Here is a 14,282-nt window from a genome sequence, read left to right as displayed (position 1 = left end):
CTAGGCCTCGTAAGGGGTGGGCAGCGGCCGGCCGGCGAAATGGGCGGCGATATTGTCCAGCACCAGTTGCGCCATCGCGCGCCGCGCCTCGGCCGTGGCCGAGCCGATATGCGGGGTCAGCACGCAATTCGGCGCATCCAGCAGCGCCTGCGGCACGTTCGGCTCATCGTCGAAGACGTCGAGCCCCGCCCCGGCGATGGCGCCCGCATCGAGCGCCGCGGCCAGCGCCCCGGCATCGACCACCGGGCCGCGCGCGACATTGACCAGAATGCCATCGGAGCCGAGCGCCGCCAGCACCTCGGCATCGACCAGGCCGCGCGTATCCTCGCCGCCCGCCGCGGTGACGAAAAGCAGCGCGCAATCCCGCGCCAGCGCCAGCGCGTCGGGGCGGAAGCCGTCCGGGCTGTCCGGCCTTTCGTGCCGGGCGGTGTAGAGCACCTCCATCCCCATGCCGCGCAGCAGGTCGGCCAGCCGGCGCCCGATGCGGCCATAGCCCAGAATGCCGGCCCGCCGCTCCAGCACCGACAGGCCAAGGCCCAGCTTGCCGCCCGAGGACCAGCCGCCGGCGCGCACGAAACGGTCGCCCTCGGCGATGCGGCGGCCGGCGGCCAGCGCCAGGCCAAGCGCCATCTCGGCCACGGCCAGGGACAGCACGTCGGGGGTGGTGGTGACGGCGATGCCGCGACGCCGCGCCTCGGCCAGATCGACGGCATCGACGCCGACGCCGTTCACCGCGATCAGCCGCAGCGCCGGCAGCCGCGCCATCTGCGCGCCCGACAGCCCGATATTGCCAGCGGTCAGCACCACCTCGACATCCGCCGCATCGCCGATGTCGCGGATCACCCGATAGTCGGCGGCAAGCCGGTCGGCCATGTCCTGCGGCTTCAGCTCGGCCAGGGCCAGGATGCGCGGGCGGGTCATGCGATCTGGCCCAGGAAGTTCTGCAACCGCTCATTCTGGGGATTGCCGAAGAACTGGTCGGGCGCGTTCTCCTCGACGATCACGCCCTTGTCCATGAAGATCACCCGGTCGGCCACGGCGCGGGCAAAGTCCATCTCATGCGTGACGCAAAGCATGGTCATCCCCTCGCGCGCGAGGTCGATCATGGTGTCCAGCACTTCCTTGACCATTTCCGGATCCAGTGCCGAGGTCGGCTCGTCGAACAGCATGATGCGCGGCTTCATGCACAGCGCGCGGGCGATGGCGACGCGCTGCTGCTGGCCGCCGGAAAGTTGGGCCGGATATTTGTCGGCCTGTTCGGGAATGCGCACCCGCTCCAGGTATTTGCGGGCCGTCGCCTCGGCCTCGGCGCGCGGGATCTTGCGGGTCTTCATCGGCGCGAGGACGCAGTTCTCCAGCACGGTCATGTGCGGGAACAGGTTGAAGGATTGGAAGACCATGCCGACATCCTGCCGCACCCGGGCCACGTTCTCGCCGCCGGCGGTCAGTTCCACCCCATCGACGATGATGGTGCCGGATTCGATGGGCTCCAGCTGGTTGATGGTGCGGATCAGCGTCGATTTGCCCGAGCCCGAGGGCCCGCAAATGACGATGCGCTCGCCCCGCGTCACGGTCAGGTCGATATCGACCAGCGCATGATAGGCGCCGTAATACTTGTTCACGGCACGCATGATGATGGCATGTTCGGTCATGTCGGTTTCCCCTGGGATGGCACGCGGCCGGGACCCGGCCGCGCGGCGCGCGTCACTGGGCGTTCTTGACGAAATCGGGCAGCGGCTCGCCCAGCCATTTCTGATGGATCTGGTCCAGCGTGCCGTCGGATTTCGCCTGATCCACGAAGGCATTGACCTGGTCCAGCAGCGCATCCGACCCCGGCGCGACGGCGATGCCCTGCACCTGGCTCGACAGGTCGAACTTCTTGTCGAAACGGTCGCCCGCGACGGTCGAGACCTGCGAGAACACCACGTTCGACAGCCCGATCAGCCTGACCTGCCCCGACATCAGCGCCTGCACCGCGCTGGCGTCGTCGTCGAAGCGGCGGATGTCGGTGCCCTGCGGCGCAACCGCGCTGACGCCGGTGTCCTGGGTCGAGGCGCGGGCGACGGCAAGGGACTGGCCCGCCAGCGCCTCGGGCGCGGCGATCTCCAGCCCGCTGTCGCCATAGACGGCGATGCTGATCCCGGCATAGGGTTTCGAGAAATCGACCTTCTCCGCCCGCTCCTCGGTGATGCCCAGCGAGGCGACCAGCACATCCACCTGCCCCGAAAGCAGATAGGGGATGCGGTTCGGCCCGGTGACCGGGACGATCTGCGCCTGCACGCCCAGGAATTCGCCAAGCGCCTTGGCCACGTCGGCATCATAGCCGTCGGGCTTGCCCGAGGCGTCCTGGATGCCGAAGGGCGGGAAATCGACCAGCATGCCCACCCTGACGGTGCCGGCATTCTTGATCGCGTCAAGGTCGGCGGCGCTTGCGGGCAGGGCCAGGCCCATGGCCAGTGCGCCGGCAGCCAGGGCGGTAAAGATGCGACGGTTCAGTTTCATGGTTTCCTCCTCCGTGAACTCATTGCCTGCGGGGCTCTAGCGGGTGACCGCCAGCCGCATGCGCGCCTCCATGCGCCGGGCCAGAAGCGACAGGGGCCAGCACAGGACGAAATAGAGCGCGGCCACCGTGCCGAAGACCAGGAACGGCTTGAAGGTCGCGTTGTTGATGATCTGCCCGGCACGGGTCAGTTCGGTGAAGCCGATGATCGAGGCCAGCGAGGTGCCCTTGATCAGCTGCACCAGGAAGCCCACGGTCGGCGCGGTCGCCAGCCGCATCGCCTGCGGCAGGACGACATGGCGCATCCGGTCCTTGTAGGACAGCGACAGCGCCGTCGCCGCCTCGGTCTGGCCCGGCGGCACGGCCTCGATGGCGCCGCGCCAGATCTCGCCCAGATAGGCGCTGGCATGCAGCGTCAGCGCCACGGCGGCGGCCAGCAGCGGATCGATGGGCAGGCCGACGACGGCCAGGCCGAAATAGACCAGGAACAGCTGCATCAGCAGCGGCGTGCCCTGGAAGACCTGGATGAAACCGGCGGCGATGCGGCGACGCAGCCGGCCCTGCGCGGTCCGCGCCAGGGCGACCGCCAGCCCGCCCAGGGCGCCGCCCAGAAAGGCGATGCCGGACAGGATCAGCGTCCAGCGGACGGCCGAGACGATGAACATCAGGTCGGCAGAGGAAAATTCGCGGATCATCTCAGCGGCTCGCGGGATAGGTGAAGAAGACGCGGCGGATGGCGCCGAACAGGGTCGAGAAGCCAAGCGCCAGCAGGAAATACAGGATGGTCAGCACTAGGTAGATCTCGAAGCTGGCGAAGGTGCGGGCGTTCAGGTCCGCCCCCGCCGAGGCAAGATCGTTGGCCGAGATGATCGAGACCACGCTGGAGGTCAGCATCAGATAGATGAACTGGCTGGTCAGCGAGGGATAGATGTTGCGCAGCGCCGGGACCATCACGACATGGCGAAAGATCTGCACGGGGCTGAGGCCAAGCGCCCGTCCCGCCTCGATCTGGCCGCGCGGGATCGATTCGATGCCGGCGCGGATGATCTCGGTGCCATAGGCGCCGACATTGACCACCAGCGCGACCAGCGCCGCGGTGTTGGGCGACATGCTGATGCCGGCGGCGGGCAGGCCGAAGAAGATGAAAAAGATCTGCACCAGGAACGGCGTGTTGCGGATCACCTCGACATAGACATCGGTCAGCCAGCGCAGCGGCCGGATGCCCGAAGTCTTGGCGACCGCGCCCAGGACCGAGACGACCAGCCCCAGCACCATGGCCATCAGCGACAGCCGCACCGTCAGCCAGGCGCCGTAAAGCAGCAGGTCGAGATTGCCGAAAACCGGCTGGAAGTTGAACTGATACATCTGCCCTCCCCTGCGGATGTGTCGATTCCTGTGATTTAGAACGATCTAAATGCAACGGACGCAAAAGTCAACCCGCCTCCGCGCCGCTGCTTTCCCGGATCACCAGCCGCGGCGCCAGGATCGAGCGTTCGGGCGGCGCCGCGGGATCGGCCAGCCGCCGGGCCAGCAGGCGCGCGGCGGCGACGCCGATGCCGGCGGGGTCCATGGCGATGCTGCTCAGCGGCGGATAGGTCAGCTCGGCCAGCGGCAGATCGTCCAGCCCCATCACGGCCATGTCGCGTCCCGGCTCGATCCCGGCGCGGCGCAGGCCCCGCATCAGCCCCGCCGCCAGGATGTCGTTGAAACACAGCACCGCGTCGGGGCGGCTTGGCAGCGCCAGCACCTCGGCGGCGGAATGCGCCGCGCCCTCCCAGCTCAGGTCCGCCTCGACGATGCCGGCATCCTTGGCGCCGGTCTCGGCCAGGGCGCGGGCAAAGCCGGCCAGCCGCTCTTCGCGCGCCGAGGTGCGCGCGCCGACCGACAGGAAGGCGATGCGCCGGCGGCCCAGCCGCACCAGATGCTGCACGGCCAGCCGCACCCCGTCGATGTAATCGGCGCCGGCGTAATCGGTGGCACCCCGGCCGATCTCGCGCAGCGACTGCACCACCGGCAAGCCCCAGCGGCGCATGCGCCCGGGCAGGTCCGGGTCGGTTCCCGCCGCCGGGCACAGGATCACGCCATCGACGCCATGGCCGCGAAAGCGTTGCAGGATGTCGTCCTGGCGCCGGGGATCGTCCTGGCTGTTGGCCAGCAGCACGACCCGGTCGTCCTCGCCCATCACCCGCTCGACGCCGGCAAGGAACTCGGTGAAGAACGAGTTCACCAGATTGGGCACGATCACCCCCACGGTGCGGCTGCTGTTGTTGCGCAGCCGCGCGGCGCCGATGTCGCGGACATAGTCCAGCTCGGCCATCACCTGCTCGACCTTTTCGCGGGTGTGATCGGCGACCAGGGGCGATTTGCGCACCACCAGCGACACCGTGGCGCGCGACACGCCGGCGATCCGTGCGACCTCGTCCAGCGTGACCCGTTTGCGCTGCATGGCGATCCCCCCGATGGCTTTCCCTATGGCTTTCGTGCCGGGGGGCGGGATGTCAAGCCCGCAGCGGACCGCCCGTCAGCGCGGCGGGCCGGCGAACTGCTGGATCGTGACCAGGATCGCCTGGAAACTGCGCCGGGCGCGGTCGCTGTGGCGGCGGGCGCGCAGATAGCCGTGGGGCAGTTCCGGCTCGTTGCGCCAATGCGCCGCGACGCCCTCGGCCCGCAGCCGCCGCACATAATCGCGCCCGTCGTCGCGCAGCGGATCGACATCGGCGGTGACCACGAATGCCGGCGCCAGCCCGGCCAGGCTGTCGGCCTGCAAGGGATGCGCCAGCGGATCGACGGGGCCTTCGCCATGCAGCGCGGCGTGATAGCCGGCCAGATCCTCGGTCCGCAGCAAGGGCGCCTCGGCATTGTCGCGATAGGAGGGCGCGCTGCCGTCGCCGCCGAGGCCGGGATAGACCAGCACCTGCCCCAGCGGCTGCCGCGCGCCGCGCCGCGACAGGCAAAGCGCCGCCGCCAGCAGCCCGCCCGCGCTGTCGCCCGCGATGACGGCGGGACGGTCCAGCGCGTCCCAGACCGCCTGCACGTCCCGGATCTGCGCCGGCCAGCGATGCTCGGGCGCCAGCCGGTAATCGACCGCGACGACCTGCAAGCCGGTGGCGTCGGCGATCTCGGCGCAGACGTCGTCGTGGCTGTCGAGCCCGCCGACCACGAAACCGCCGCCATGCACATAGACCACGGCCACGGGCGTATCCGCGCCGTAGATCCGGCAGGGCACGCCGCCGATGCGGCGATCCTGAACCGGCAGGCCGGGCGGGCGCGGGGCGCGAAAGACGGTGCACATCGCATCGTAGAAACGCCGGTTGTCGGCGGCGCTGGCGCCGTTCGCCTCGGGCGGATAGGCGGCCTCGGTCCGGGCGACGAAGTCCAGCACCTGCGGGTCGGCGATCATGCCGCACCCTCGGCAATCCGACGCGTCAGCCAGTCCGGGTCCATCTGCGGCACCGAGGCCAGCAATTCGCGGGTATAGGCATGGCGCGGCGGGTCCAGCACCTCAGACCTCAAACCCTTGTCCATGACCCGTCCGCCCTTCATCACCACCACCTCGTCGGCGATGGCGCGGACGGTGGCGATGTCATGGGTGATGAACATGTAGCTGACGCCGGTTTCGTCCTGCACCTTGCTGAGCAGCCGCAGGATGCCCTCGGCCACCAGCTGGTCCAGCGCGCTGGTCACCTCGTCGCAGATGATGAATTCGGGATCGGCGGCCAGCGCGCGGGCGATGCCGATGCGCTGCTTCTGCCCGCCCGACAGCTCGCCCGGCAGGCGGTCGAGGAAGCGCGCCGGTTCCAGCTCGATCTGCTCCATCAGCTCGTTGAGCCGCGTCTCGCGCGCGCGGCCGGTCAGGCCCAGGTAGAATTGCAGGGGTCGCGACAGGATCTGCCGGATGGTCTGGCGCGGGTTCAGCGCCGTGTCGGCCATCTGATAGATCATCTGCACCGCCCGCTTCTGTTCCAGCGTGCGCTGCGCCAGGCGCGGCGGCAGGGGCGTGCCGTTCAGCGCGACATGGCCGGCGCGCGGCGGCAGAAGCCCGGTGATCGCCCGCGCCGTGGTGGACTTGCCCGAGCCGGATTCGCCCACCACCGCCACGGTGGCGCCGCGCGGAATGTCGAAGCTGACCTCGCTGAGCACGTCCAGCGCGGAATAGCCCGCCGTCACCCCGCGGATGCTGATCGTCGGCGCGCTGGCCTGCGGCAGGGCGCGCGGCGGCCGGCGGAACTCGCGCACCGCCCAGAGCGAGCGGGTGTAGTCCTGCGCCGGCGCCTCGATCATCCGGCGGGTCGGCGCATCCTCGACCTCGCGGCCGTGGCGCATGACCTTGATGCGGTCGGCCATCTGGGCGACCACGGCCAGGTCGTGGGTGATATAGATCGCCGCCGTGCCGGTAGTCTCGACCGCCTGCCGGATCGCCGCCAGCACGCCGATCTGCGTGGTCACGTCCAGCGCCGTCGTCGGCTCGTCAAAGACGATCAGGTCGGGCTTGCAGGCCATGGCCATGGCGACCATGGCCCGCTGCAATTGCCCGCCCGAGACCTGATGCGGAAAGCGCAGGCCGAAGTTCTCCGGGTCGGGCAGGTGCATAGCGGCATAAAGCTGGCGCGCGAAAGCTTCGGATTCGGCGCGGCCCGCCGTGTGATGGATCGCCGGCCCCTCGCAGAACTGGTCCAGAAGCCGCCATGCCGGGTTGAAGCTTGCCGCCGCCGATTGCGCGACATAGGCGACGCGGCGGCCGCGAAAGGCGCGGCGCTGGCGCTCGGGCAATTGCAGCAGGTCGGTGCCGTCGAAGATCACCCGCCCGCCGGCGAAACGCAGCCCGCCCTGCGCGAAACCCAGCGCCGCAAGGCCCAGCGTGGACTTCCCGGCCCCGGATTCGCCGATCAGCCCGACGACCTCGCCCTTGGCCACTTGCAGGTCCACGCCGTGCAGGATCGGGGTCCAGCCTTCCTCGCCCCGCGCCTCGATCTTCAGTTTTTCGATGTTCAGCAACATGGTTCAGTCCTTCAGACCCGAGGCGCGGTGCAGCATCCAGTCCACCACGAAATTGACCGAGACCGTCAGCACCGCGATGCAGGCGGCGGGCAGCAGCGGCGTGATGTCGCCAAAGGTGATCAGCGCCGCGTTGTCGCGCACCATCGCGCCCCAGTCCGCCATCGGCGGCGGCAGGCCGAGGCCCAGGAAGCTGAGCGCCGAGATGGTCAGGAACACGAAGCAGAAGCGCAGCCCGAACTCGGCGATCAGCGGCGCCGAGATGTTCGGCAGCACCTCGCGGCTGATGATCCACCAGGTGCCCTCGCCGCGCAGCTGCGCCGCCTCGACATAGTCCATCACCATGACGTTCATCGCCGTGGCCCGGGCCAGGCGAAAGACCCGGGTGGAATCGAGGATCGCCACCACGACGACCAGGTTCGCCACCCCCGGCCCCAGCGCCGACAAGGCCAGCAGCGTCAGGATCAGCGCCGGCACCGCCATCAGCACATCGACCAGCCGCGACAGCGCCAGATCGGCCCAGCCGCCAAGCGCCGCGGCCAGCAGCCCGGCGATGGCGCCGATGCCGAAGGCCAGCGCCGTGGTGACCAGCGCCACGCCCACGGTATTGCGCGCGCCCCAGATCAGCCGCGACAGCATGTCCCGGCCCAGCGTGTCGGTGCCAAGGGGATAGGCGGCGCTCCACGGCTCGAACTGGGCGCCGACGATCTGCGCCTCGGCATGGGGGGCCAGCAGCGGCGCGAACAGCGCGATCACGGCATAGGCGGCGATGACCAGAACCCCCAGGATCGCGGTCGGCGGCATGGTTTTCAGCATCCGCATCATCGGCTTACCTCGGATGCAGCAGGCGCGGGTTCGTGGCGATCGCCAGAACGTCGGCCAGCAGGTTCAGCAGGATATAGACCGCCGCGAAGATCAGCGCGCAGGCCTGCACCACCGGAATGTCGCGGTTGGTGACGCTGTCCACCATCAGCTGGCCGAGGCCGGGATAGACGAAGACCACCTCGACGATGACGACGCCGGTGATCAGCCAGGCCACGTTCAGCGCCACCACGTTGACGATGGGCGCCAGCGCGTTCGGCAGGGCGTGGCGGGTGACCACGCGCCAGCGCGACACGCCCTTCAGCCGCGCCATGGTGACATAGGGCGCGCCCAGCACGTTGACGACCGCCGCCCGCGTCATCCGCATCATATGCGCGGTCACCACCAGGACCAGCGTGATCGCCGGCAGGAAGGCGCGGCCCAGCATCTCGGCCAGCCGCGGCGAGGCCCCGGGATCGGCGATCGAGGGGAACCAGCCCATCCTGACCGACAGCCAGAACATCAGGATATAGGCGATGAAGAATTCCGGAAACGAGATCGCCGACAGCGTCGCCACATTGGCGATGCGGTCGAACCAGCTGCCGCGCCACAGGGCGGCGAGCAGGCCCAGCCCCACCGCCAGCGGCACCGCGATCACCGCCGCATAGGCGGCCAGGAACATGGTGTTGCCCAGGCGCGCGGCCAGCAGGTCCGCCACCGGCCGGCCATTGGCCAGCGAGCGCCCGAAATCGCCCGACAACACCCCGCCGACCCAGTCGAGATAGCGCCAGGCCAAGGGTTGGTCGAGGCCAAGCTCGCGCCGGAAGGCCGCGACGGTCTCGGGCGTGGCGGACTGGCCCAGCACCTGCTGGGCGATGTCGCCGGGCAGCAGGCTGACGGCCAGGAAGATCAGCACCGAGATGACGAACAGCGTAAAGACCCCGATGCCCAGCCGGCCCGCGATCATCCGCAGGATGGGCCGCCGCCGGGCCTCGGCGGCGCTCATGCGGTGGCCTCCTTCTGGCGGACCGGGCGGATGCCGGCGCCGGCATGGTCGGGATGCGGCACGCGGTCCTGCGCCGCCACCCGGTCCAGCGCCTCCAGCAGCGCCGGCGGCATCGGGATGGCGCGGCCCTCGCCGGTATCGACATGCAGAAGCATATGCTCGCCGGTCGCGACCTCGCTACCGTCCTCGCGCAGGATGGCGTGATGCAGGCGGAAGCGTTTCGCGTCATGGCCCAGTAGCCGGGTCTCGACGGTCAAAAGCTCGCCCGCCCTCACCTCGGCCAGATGGCGGATATGGCTCTCGACCGTATAGGCCGAGCGGCCCTGCGCCCGGTAATCGGCATCCAGCCCGATATGGATCACGAAGGCGTCGGTCGCATCGCCCAGCACCTGGAGATAGCGGAACTCGGTCATGTGGCCGTTGTAATCGACCCAGCCGCCGGTCACGCGGGCCTGATGGATACGCAGCGGATAGCCCTCGGCCCGCACGGGCGCGCGGGCATAGAAGCCGTCCTCCTGCGCGCGCACGGTCTGGCCGACGCCCCAGTCGTTCGCCTTCAGCGCCTGGAAGATGCCGACCAGGTTGTCGTCGCGGATCCGCTCCAGCTCGCGGATCGAGTGCCGGCCCGACTGCGCGTCGGACTGGCCGGCGATGCGGTCGATCAGCGCCTCATCCAGCTCAGGCACGTCCATCAGCTTGGTCCAGGGCCATTTCAGCGCCGGGCCGAACTGGCCCAGGAAATGCCGCATCCCGGCCTCGCCGCCGGCGATGCGATAGGTCTCGAACAGGCCCATCTGCGCCCAACGCAGGCCGAAGCCGAAGCGGATGATGTCGTCGATTTCCTCGGTGGTGGCGATGCCGTCATGCACCAGCCACAGCGCCTCGCGCCAGACGGCTTCCAGCAGGCGGTCGCCGATATGGGCGTCGATCTCGCGCGCGATCCGGACCGGCTTCATGCCGATTTCGGTCAGGATCTCGCAGGCGCGCCCGGCCGCCTCGCCGCCGCCCACGACCTCGACCACCGGCAAAAGGTAGACCGGGTTGAACGGATGGGCGACGAGGATGCGGCCGGGATGCCGCGCCCCCTGCCGCAGCTCGGAGGGCTTGAAGCCCGAGGTCGAGGAGCCGATCAGCGCCGTCTCGGGCGCGGCGGCCTCGATCTCGGCGATGATGCGGTGCTTCAGCTCCAGCCGCTCGGGCACGCTTTCCTGGATATAGTCGGCGTCCCGAACCGCCTCGGCCAGCGAGCCGGCCCAGAGGATGCGCCCCGGCCGGGGCAGCGGCGCCTGGAACAGTTTTTCCCAGGCGCGGGTGGCGTTCGCCAGCACCTCGCCGACGATGCGCTGCGCCTCGGCATGCGGGTCGTAGACCGCCACGTCATGCCCCGAGAGGATGAAGCGGGCGATCCAGCCGCCGCCGATGACCCCGCCGCCGATTGCCGCGATCTTCATGCCTGCCACCACCGTTCCACGATCTTCCAGCCGTCGAGGAAGCGGTTCGACGCCACCTCGCCATGCGCCACCTTGTCATTGGCCACGTCGATATAGTTCACGAAAATGGGGATGATCGTGCCGCCGTCCTCGGAAACCAGCCCCTGCATCTCGCGATACATCTCGGCGCGCAGGCTGTCGTCCAGCTCGGCCCGCGCCTTCAGCAGCAACTCGTTGAAGCGTTCGTTGTCCCAGTGGCTCTCGTTCCACTCGGCGCCCCGGGCATAGACCAGGCTGAACATGTCGTCCTCGGTCGGGCGGCCGTTCCAGTAGCTGACGCAGAAGGGCTTCTTCAGCCAGACATTGGACCAATAGCCGTCGTCCGGCTCGCGCTTGACGGTCAGGTCGATCCCGGCCGCCTTGGCCGATTGCTGGAACAGCTGCACCATGTCGAGCGCCCCGACCGAAGCCGCGTCCGAGGCGGAAATCTCGACCTTCAGCCCCTCCATGCCGGCCTGCTTCAGGTAGTGCTTCGCCTTGTCCGGGTCATAGGCCCGCTGCGGCAGATCGGCGGCAAAGAAGCGGTTCGCCGGCGCGATCGGGCTGTCATTGGCGATCTGGCCATGGCCGCGCAGCACCTTGTCCAGCACCTCCTGCCGGTCGATGGCGTATTTCAGCGCCAGCCGCAGGTTCGGATCGGTAAAAGGCGCCTGGTCGCAGAACATCGGCATGGTGTAATGCGCGGTGCCCGTCACCTCGACCAGTTGCAGGCCCGGACGGCGCTGCAACAGGTGCAGGGTGGCCAGGTCGGGCGAGTTGATGACATCGACCTCGCCGGTCATCAGCGCGTTCTGCCGGGCGGTGGCGTCGTTGATGGTCAGCAGCACCGCCTCGTCGAACCAGGCGCGGTCGGGCTTCCAGTAATCGTCGCGGCGCTTGAGCGTGATGCGCACGCCGGGCTCGAAATTCTCCAGCACATAGCCGCCGGTGCCCAGGCCCGACTGCCAGTCCAGCGTGCCGTCCTCTTTCGCCGGCATGATGACGAAATGGTAGTCCGAGGTCAGATAGGCGAAATCGGCATTGCCCGAGGTCAGTTCGAAGACCACGACATTGTCGCCATCGGCGCGGATCTCCTTGACCTGCTCCAGCGAGCCCTTGGCGCCGGACTTGGTATCGGCGCCGCGATGATGGTCGAAGGAGGCGATCACGTCCCTGGCCGTGACTTTGCGCCCGTCCGAGAAGGTGGCCCCGTCGCGCAGCCGGAAGGTCCAGACCCGGGCCTCGGCATCGGGCTCGAACTCGGCCAGTTCGGGCACGGCCTGGCCCTTGGCGTCGATCTCGACCAGGTTGTTGCAGACCGCCAGCATCGCCGTCACCACCGGGCCCGCGGCATAGGTCGCCGGGTCCAGCGTGTCCGAGGTCGCCCCGCCCAGATGGCCGATGCGCAGCCTGCCGCCGCGCCTGGCCTCTTGCGCCCGCGCGCCGCGCGGCAGGATCAGCCCCGCCGCCGCCATGCCCGCCGCACCGGCCAGCAGCCCCCGCCTTGTCAGTCCCTGCCTCGTCAGATTGAAACTCATGATGGACCCCCTGTCTGTTTATGGATCGGTTCGGCCTGCGGCTCAGCGCCGGGTCAGCTTCAGCTTGTCGCGCACCTCCTGCGGGCCGAGGATGCGGCATCCCATCGCGTTCAGGATCGTCGCCGCCCGCTCGACCAGATCACCGTTGCGGGCCAGCACGCCCTTGTCGAGCCAGATGTTGTCTTCCAGCCCCACGCGCACATTGCCGCCGGCCAGCGCCGCCTGCGCGACATAGGGAAGCTGCATCCGCCCGATCGAGAACATGGAATAGACCCAGCCGGGCGGGATGTTGTTCACCATCGCCATCAGGCTGTTCGGATCGGCGGGCGCGCCATAGGGGATGCCCATGCACAGCTGGATCATCACCGGATCGTCGATCAGCCCCTCCTCCACCAGCGTCTTGGCCAGCCACAGATGGCCGGTGTCGAAGACCTCGATCTCGGGCCGCACCCCCGCCGCCTTGATGCGCGCCGCCATGGCACGCAGCGTGCCGGGGGTGTTGGTCATGACGTAATCGGCCTCGGCAAAGTTCATCGTGCCGCAATCGAGGGTGCAGATCTCGGGCAGCAGTTCCTCGACATGCACCAGCCGCTCGCTGGCGCCGATCAGGTCGGATTGCGGCGACAGCGGCAGCGGCGCCTCGGCCGAGCCCAGCACGATGTCGCCGCCCATGCCCGCCGTCAGGTTCAGCACCACATCCGTGCCGGAGGAGCGCACCCGCTCGACCACCTCGCGATACAGCGCCGGGTCGCGCGAGGGCGCGCCGGTCTCGGGGTCGCGCACATGCACATGGGCGATGGCCGCGCCGGCATTCGCCGCCTCGATGCAGGCCTCGGCGATCTGCCTGGGCGTGATCGGCACCAGATCCGATTTCAGGTGGCTTTGTCCCGATCCGGTCACCGCGCAGGTGATGAAGACGTCACGGTTCATTCATGGCTCCGGCAATGTGTGATTTCATCGCAGCCTGACAGCAATTCCCCTGGCATGATGTGCATTTTCAGCCATAATATTTGCTTATGCTGCCAAAATCGCCGCTCCACCTGACCTTCCTGCTGTTCGACGGATTTTCGAACATGGTGCTGGCCAGCGCCATCGAGCCCCTGCGGGCGGCGCGCGACCTGTCGGGGCGGCGGCTGTTTTCCTGGCAGGTCGCTTCGCTGGACGGCGGGGCGGTGACCAGTTCCTCGCGGCTGGCGATCTCGGTCGATCTGCCGCTGGAGCGGGTGGGGGCGACGGATGCGCTGATCCTGGTTTCGGGCTATGGCATGCGCGACCATCTACAGCGCGACTCGGCGCAGGCGGTGCTGCGCAAGGCGCGCGGGCTGCCGGTGGTGGGAGGCCTCGATACCGGGGCGTGGCTGCTGGCCCGCATGGGCCTGCTGGCCGGGCGCCGCGCCGCCATCCACTGGATGGAGCGCGAGGCGCTGGCCGAGGCTTTCCCCGAGATCACCGTGGTGCCGGACCCCTATGTCGCGGACGGCAACATCGTCACCTGCGGCGGCGCGCAAAGCGTGCTCAGCTGGTCGCTGGACCTGATCGGCGCGCAGGCGGGCGAGGCGCTGCGCTTCGACGTGGCGAACATGTTCGGCCGGGTGATGGGGCGCAGCACCGATCCGGTGGAATGGCAATTGCCCAGCCGCATGACCGACAGCGCCCTGCCGCATTCGCTGCAACGCGCCATCGTCGCCATGCGCGAGACCGCCGAGCAGCCCCTGCCCCTGCCCCGCATCGCCGAGCGCGCGGCGCTGTCGGTGCGCAGCATGGACCGGCTGTTCCATGCCCATCTGGGGCTGTCGGCCGGCGGCTATTACCGGCAGATCCGGCTGTCCCATGCCCGGGCGCTGGCGCTGGAGACCAGGCTGACTCTGGGCGAGATCGCCTCGCGCACCGGCTTTTCCTCGCCCGCGACGCTGGCGCGCGCCTATCGCCGCGCCTTCGGCGAGACGGTGCGGAAAACCGCGGCACCATAGCGG

The 14,282-nt window shown here is 69.1% G+C and carries 14 protein-coding genes; 1 reads left to right on the top strand and 13 read right to left on the bottom strand.

Annotation, left to right across the window (positions count from 1 at the left end; all coding sequences use genetic code 11):
* From AQY21_RS22900 to AQY21_RS22840, 13 genes are all read right to left on the bottom strand, one after another.
* Positions 1–921: an NAD(P)-dependent oxidoreductase gene (locus AQY21_RS22900; protein ID WP_058099896.1), complete on the bottom strand. Its 921-nt coding sequence runs from the start codon at positions 919–921 to the stop codon at positions 1–3.
* Positions 918–1,652 carry an amino acid ABC transporter ATP-binding protein gene (locus AQY21_RS22895; protein ID WP_058099895.1) on the bottom strand — a complete coding sequence of 245 codons (735 nt, stop codon included), beginning with the start codon at positions 1,650–1,652 and terminating at the stop codon, positions 918–920. The genes AQY21_RS22900 and AQY21_RS22895 overlap by 4 nt, the downstream gene beginning before the upstream one ends.
* Positions 1,653–1,704: 52 nt before the next feature.
* A complete protein-coding gene (locus AQY21_RS22890; protein ID WP_058099894.1) occupies positions 1,705–2,502 on the bottom strand; it encodes a transporter substrate-binding domain-containing protein in 798 nt (265 codons plus the stop codon).
* Between the two features lie 36 nt (positions 2,503–2,538).
* A complete protein-coding gene (locus AQY21_RS22885; protein WP_203416643.1) occupies positions 2,539–3,192 on the bottom strand; it encodes an amino acid ABC transporter permease in 654 nt (217 codons plus the stop codon).
* A gap of 4 nt (positions 3,193–3,196) precedes the next feature.
* Positions 3,197–3,865 carry an amino acid ABC transporter permease gene (locus AQY21_RS22880; RefSeq protein WP_058099892.1) on the bottom strand — a complete coding sequence of 223 codons (669 nt, stop codon included), beginning with the start codon at positions 3,863–3,865 and terminating at the stop codon, positions 3,197–3,199.
* A 67-nt stretch (positions 3,866–3,932) separates the two neighbouring features.
* The gene (locus AQY21_RS22875) at positions 3,933–4,946 is read right to left on the bottom strand and encodes a LacI family DNA-binding transcriptional regulator (RefSeq protein WP_058099891.1); all 1,014 of its coding nucleotides are present in this window, start codon (positions 4,944–4,946) and stop codon (positions 3,933–3,935) included.
* Positions 4,947–5,021: 75 nt separating this feature from the next.
* Positions 5,022–5,900: an alpha/beta hydrolase gene (locus AQY21_RS22870; protein ID WP_058099890.1), complete on the bottom strand. Its 879-nt coding sequence runs from the start codon at positions 5,898–5,900 to the stop codon at positions 5,022–5,024.
* Positions 5,897–7,498: an ABC transporter ATP-binding protein gene (locus tag AQY21_RS22865; RefSeq protein ID WP_058099889.1), complete on the bottom strand. Its 1,602-nt coding sequence runs from the start codon at positions 7,496–7,498 to the stop codon at positions 5,897–5,899. Before AQY21_RS22865 ends, AQY21_RS22870 begins: the two co-directional genes overlap by 4 nt.
* Before the next feature lie 3 nt (positions 7,499–7,501).
* Positions 7,502–8,320 (bottom strand): ABC transporter permease, encoded by an 819-nt coding sequence (locus AQY21_RS22860; protein WP_058099888.1) that lies wholly within the window; start codon positions 8,318–8,320, stop codon positions 7,502–7,504.
* A gap of 4 nt (positions 8,321–8,324) precedes the next feature.
* The gene (locus AQY21_RS22855) at positions 8,325–9,302 is read right to left on the bottom strand and encodes an ABC transporter permease (RefSeq protein ID WP_058099887.1); all 978 of its coding nucleotides are present in this window, start codon (positions 9,300–9,302) and stop codon (positions 8,325–8,327) included.
* Positions 9,299–10,753, bottom strand: a complete 1,455-nt coding sequence (locus AQY21_RS22850; RefSeq protein ID WP_058099886.1) for a carnitine 3-dehydrogenase — start codon at positions 10,751–10,753, stop codon at positions 9,299–9,301. The genes AQY21_RS22855 and AQY21_RS22850 overlap by 4 nt, the downstream gene beginning before the upstream one ends.
* The gene (locus tag AQY21_RS22845; RefSeq protein ID WP_058099885.1) at positions 10,750–12,309 is read right to left on the bottom strand and encodes an ABC transporter substrate-binding protein; all 1,560 of its coding nucleotides are present in this window, start codon (positions 12,307–12,309) and stop codon (positions 10,750–10,752) included. The genes AQY21_RS22850 and AQY21_RS22845 overlap by 4 nt, the downstream gene beginning before the upstream one ends.
* Before the next feature lie 42 nt (positions 12,310–12,351).
* Positions 12,352–13,239, bottom strand: coding sequence for a 3-keto-5-aminohexanoate cleavage protein (locus tag AQY21_RS22840; protein ID WP_058099884.1), 888 nt, complete (start codon positions 13,237–13,239; stop codon positions 12,352–12,354).
* A gap of 86 nt (positions 13,240–13,325) precedes the next feature.
* On the opposite strand from AQY21_RS22840, the gene AQY21_RS22835 reads away from it, so the two are divergent.
* Entirely contained in the window at positions 13,326–14,279 is a 954-nt protein-coding gene (locus tag AQY21_RS22835) for a GlxA family transcriptional regulator (RefSeq protein WP_058099883.1), read from the top strand.
* The last annotated feature ends 3 nt before the right edge of the window (positions 14,280–14,282 follow it).

The organism is Paracoccus sp. MKU1, from assembly GCF_001447385.1.
In the GTDB taxonomy this organism is placed as follows: Bacteria; Pseudomonadota; Alphaproteobacteria; order Rhodobacterales; family Rhodobacteraceae; genus Paracoccus.
Note: the sequence above shows the minus strand (reverse complement) of the source record. Positions and strands in the feature narration are given on the sequence as shown.

Coding starts and splice junctions, on each gene's coding strand:
- AQY21_RS22845 (WP_058099885.1), bottom strand. CDS start 12,309: ATGAGTTTCAATCTGACGAGGCAGGGACTGACAAGGCGGGGGCTGCTG.
- AQY21_RS22870 (WP_058099890.1), bottom strand. CDS start 5,900: ATGATCGCCGACCCGCAGGTGCTGGACTTCGTCGCCCGGACCGAGGCC.
- AQY21_RS22865 (WP_058099889.1), bottom strand. CDS start 7,498: ATGTTGCTGAACATCGAAAAACTGAAGATCGAGGCGCGGGGCGAGGAA.
- AQY21_RS22900 (WP_058099896.1), bottom strand. CDS start 921: ATGACCCGCCCGCGCATCCTGGCCCTGGCCGAGCTGAAGCCGCAGGAC.
- AQY21_RS22860 (WP_058099888.1), bottom strand. CDS start 8,320: ATGATGCGGATGCTGAAAACCATGCCGCCGACCGCGATCCTGGGGGTT.
- AQY21_RS22840 (WP_058099884.1), bottom strand. CDS start 13,239: ATGAACCGTGACGTCTTCATCACCTGCGCGGTGACCGGATCGGGACAA.
- AQY21_RS22890 (WP_058099894.1), bottom strand. CDS start 2,502: ATGAAACTGAACCGTCGCATCTTTACCGCCCTGGCTGCCGGCGCACTG.
- AQY21_RS22850 (WP_058099886.1), bottom strand. CDS start 10,753: ATGAAGATCGCGGCAATCGGCGGCGGGGTCATCGGCGGCGGCTGGATC.
- AQY21_RS22895 (WP_058099895.1), bottom strand. CDS start 1,652: ATGACCGAACATGCCATCATCATGCGTGCCGTGAACAAGTATTACGGC.
- AQY21_RS22855 (WP_058099887.1), bottom strand. CDS start 9,302: ATGAGCGCCGCCGAGGCCCGGCGGCGGCCCATCCTGCGGATGATCGCG.
- AQY21_RS22880 (WP_058099892.1), bottom strand. CDS start 3,865: ATGTATCAGTTCAACTTCCAGCCGGTTTTCGGCAATCTCGACCTGCTG.
- AQY21_RS22875 (WP_058099891.1), bottom strand. CDS start 4,946: ATGCAGCGCAAACGGGTCACGCTGGACGAGGTCGCACGGATCGCCGGC.
- AQY21_RS22835 (WP_058099883.1), top strand. CDS start 13,326: ATGCTGCCAAAATCGCCGCTCCACCTGACCTTCCTGCTGTTCGACGGA.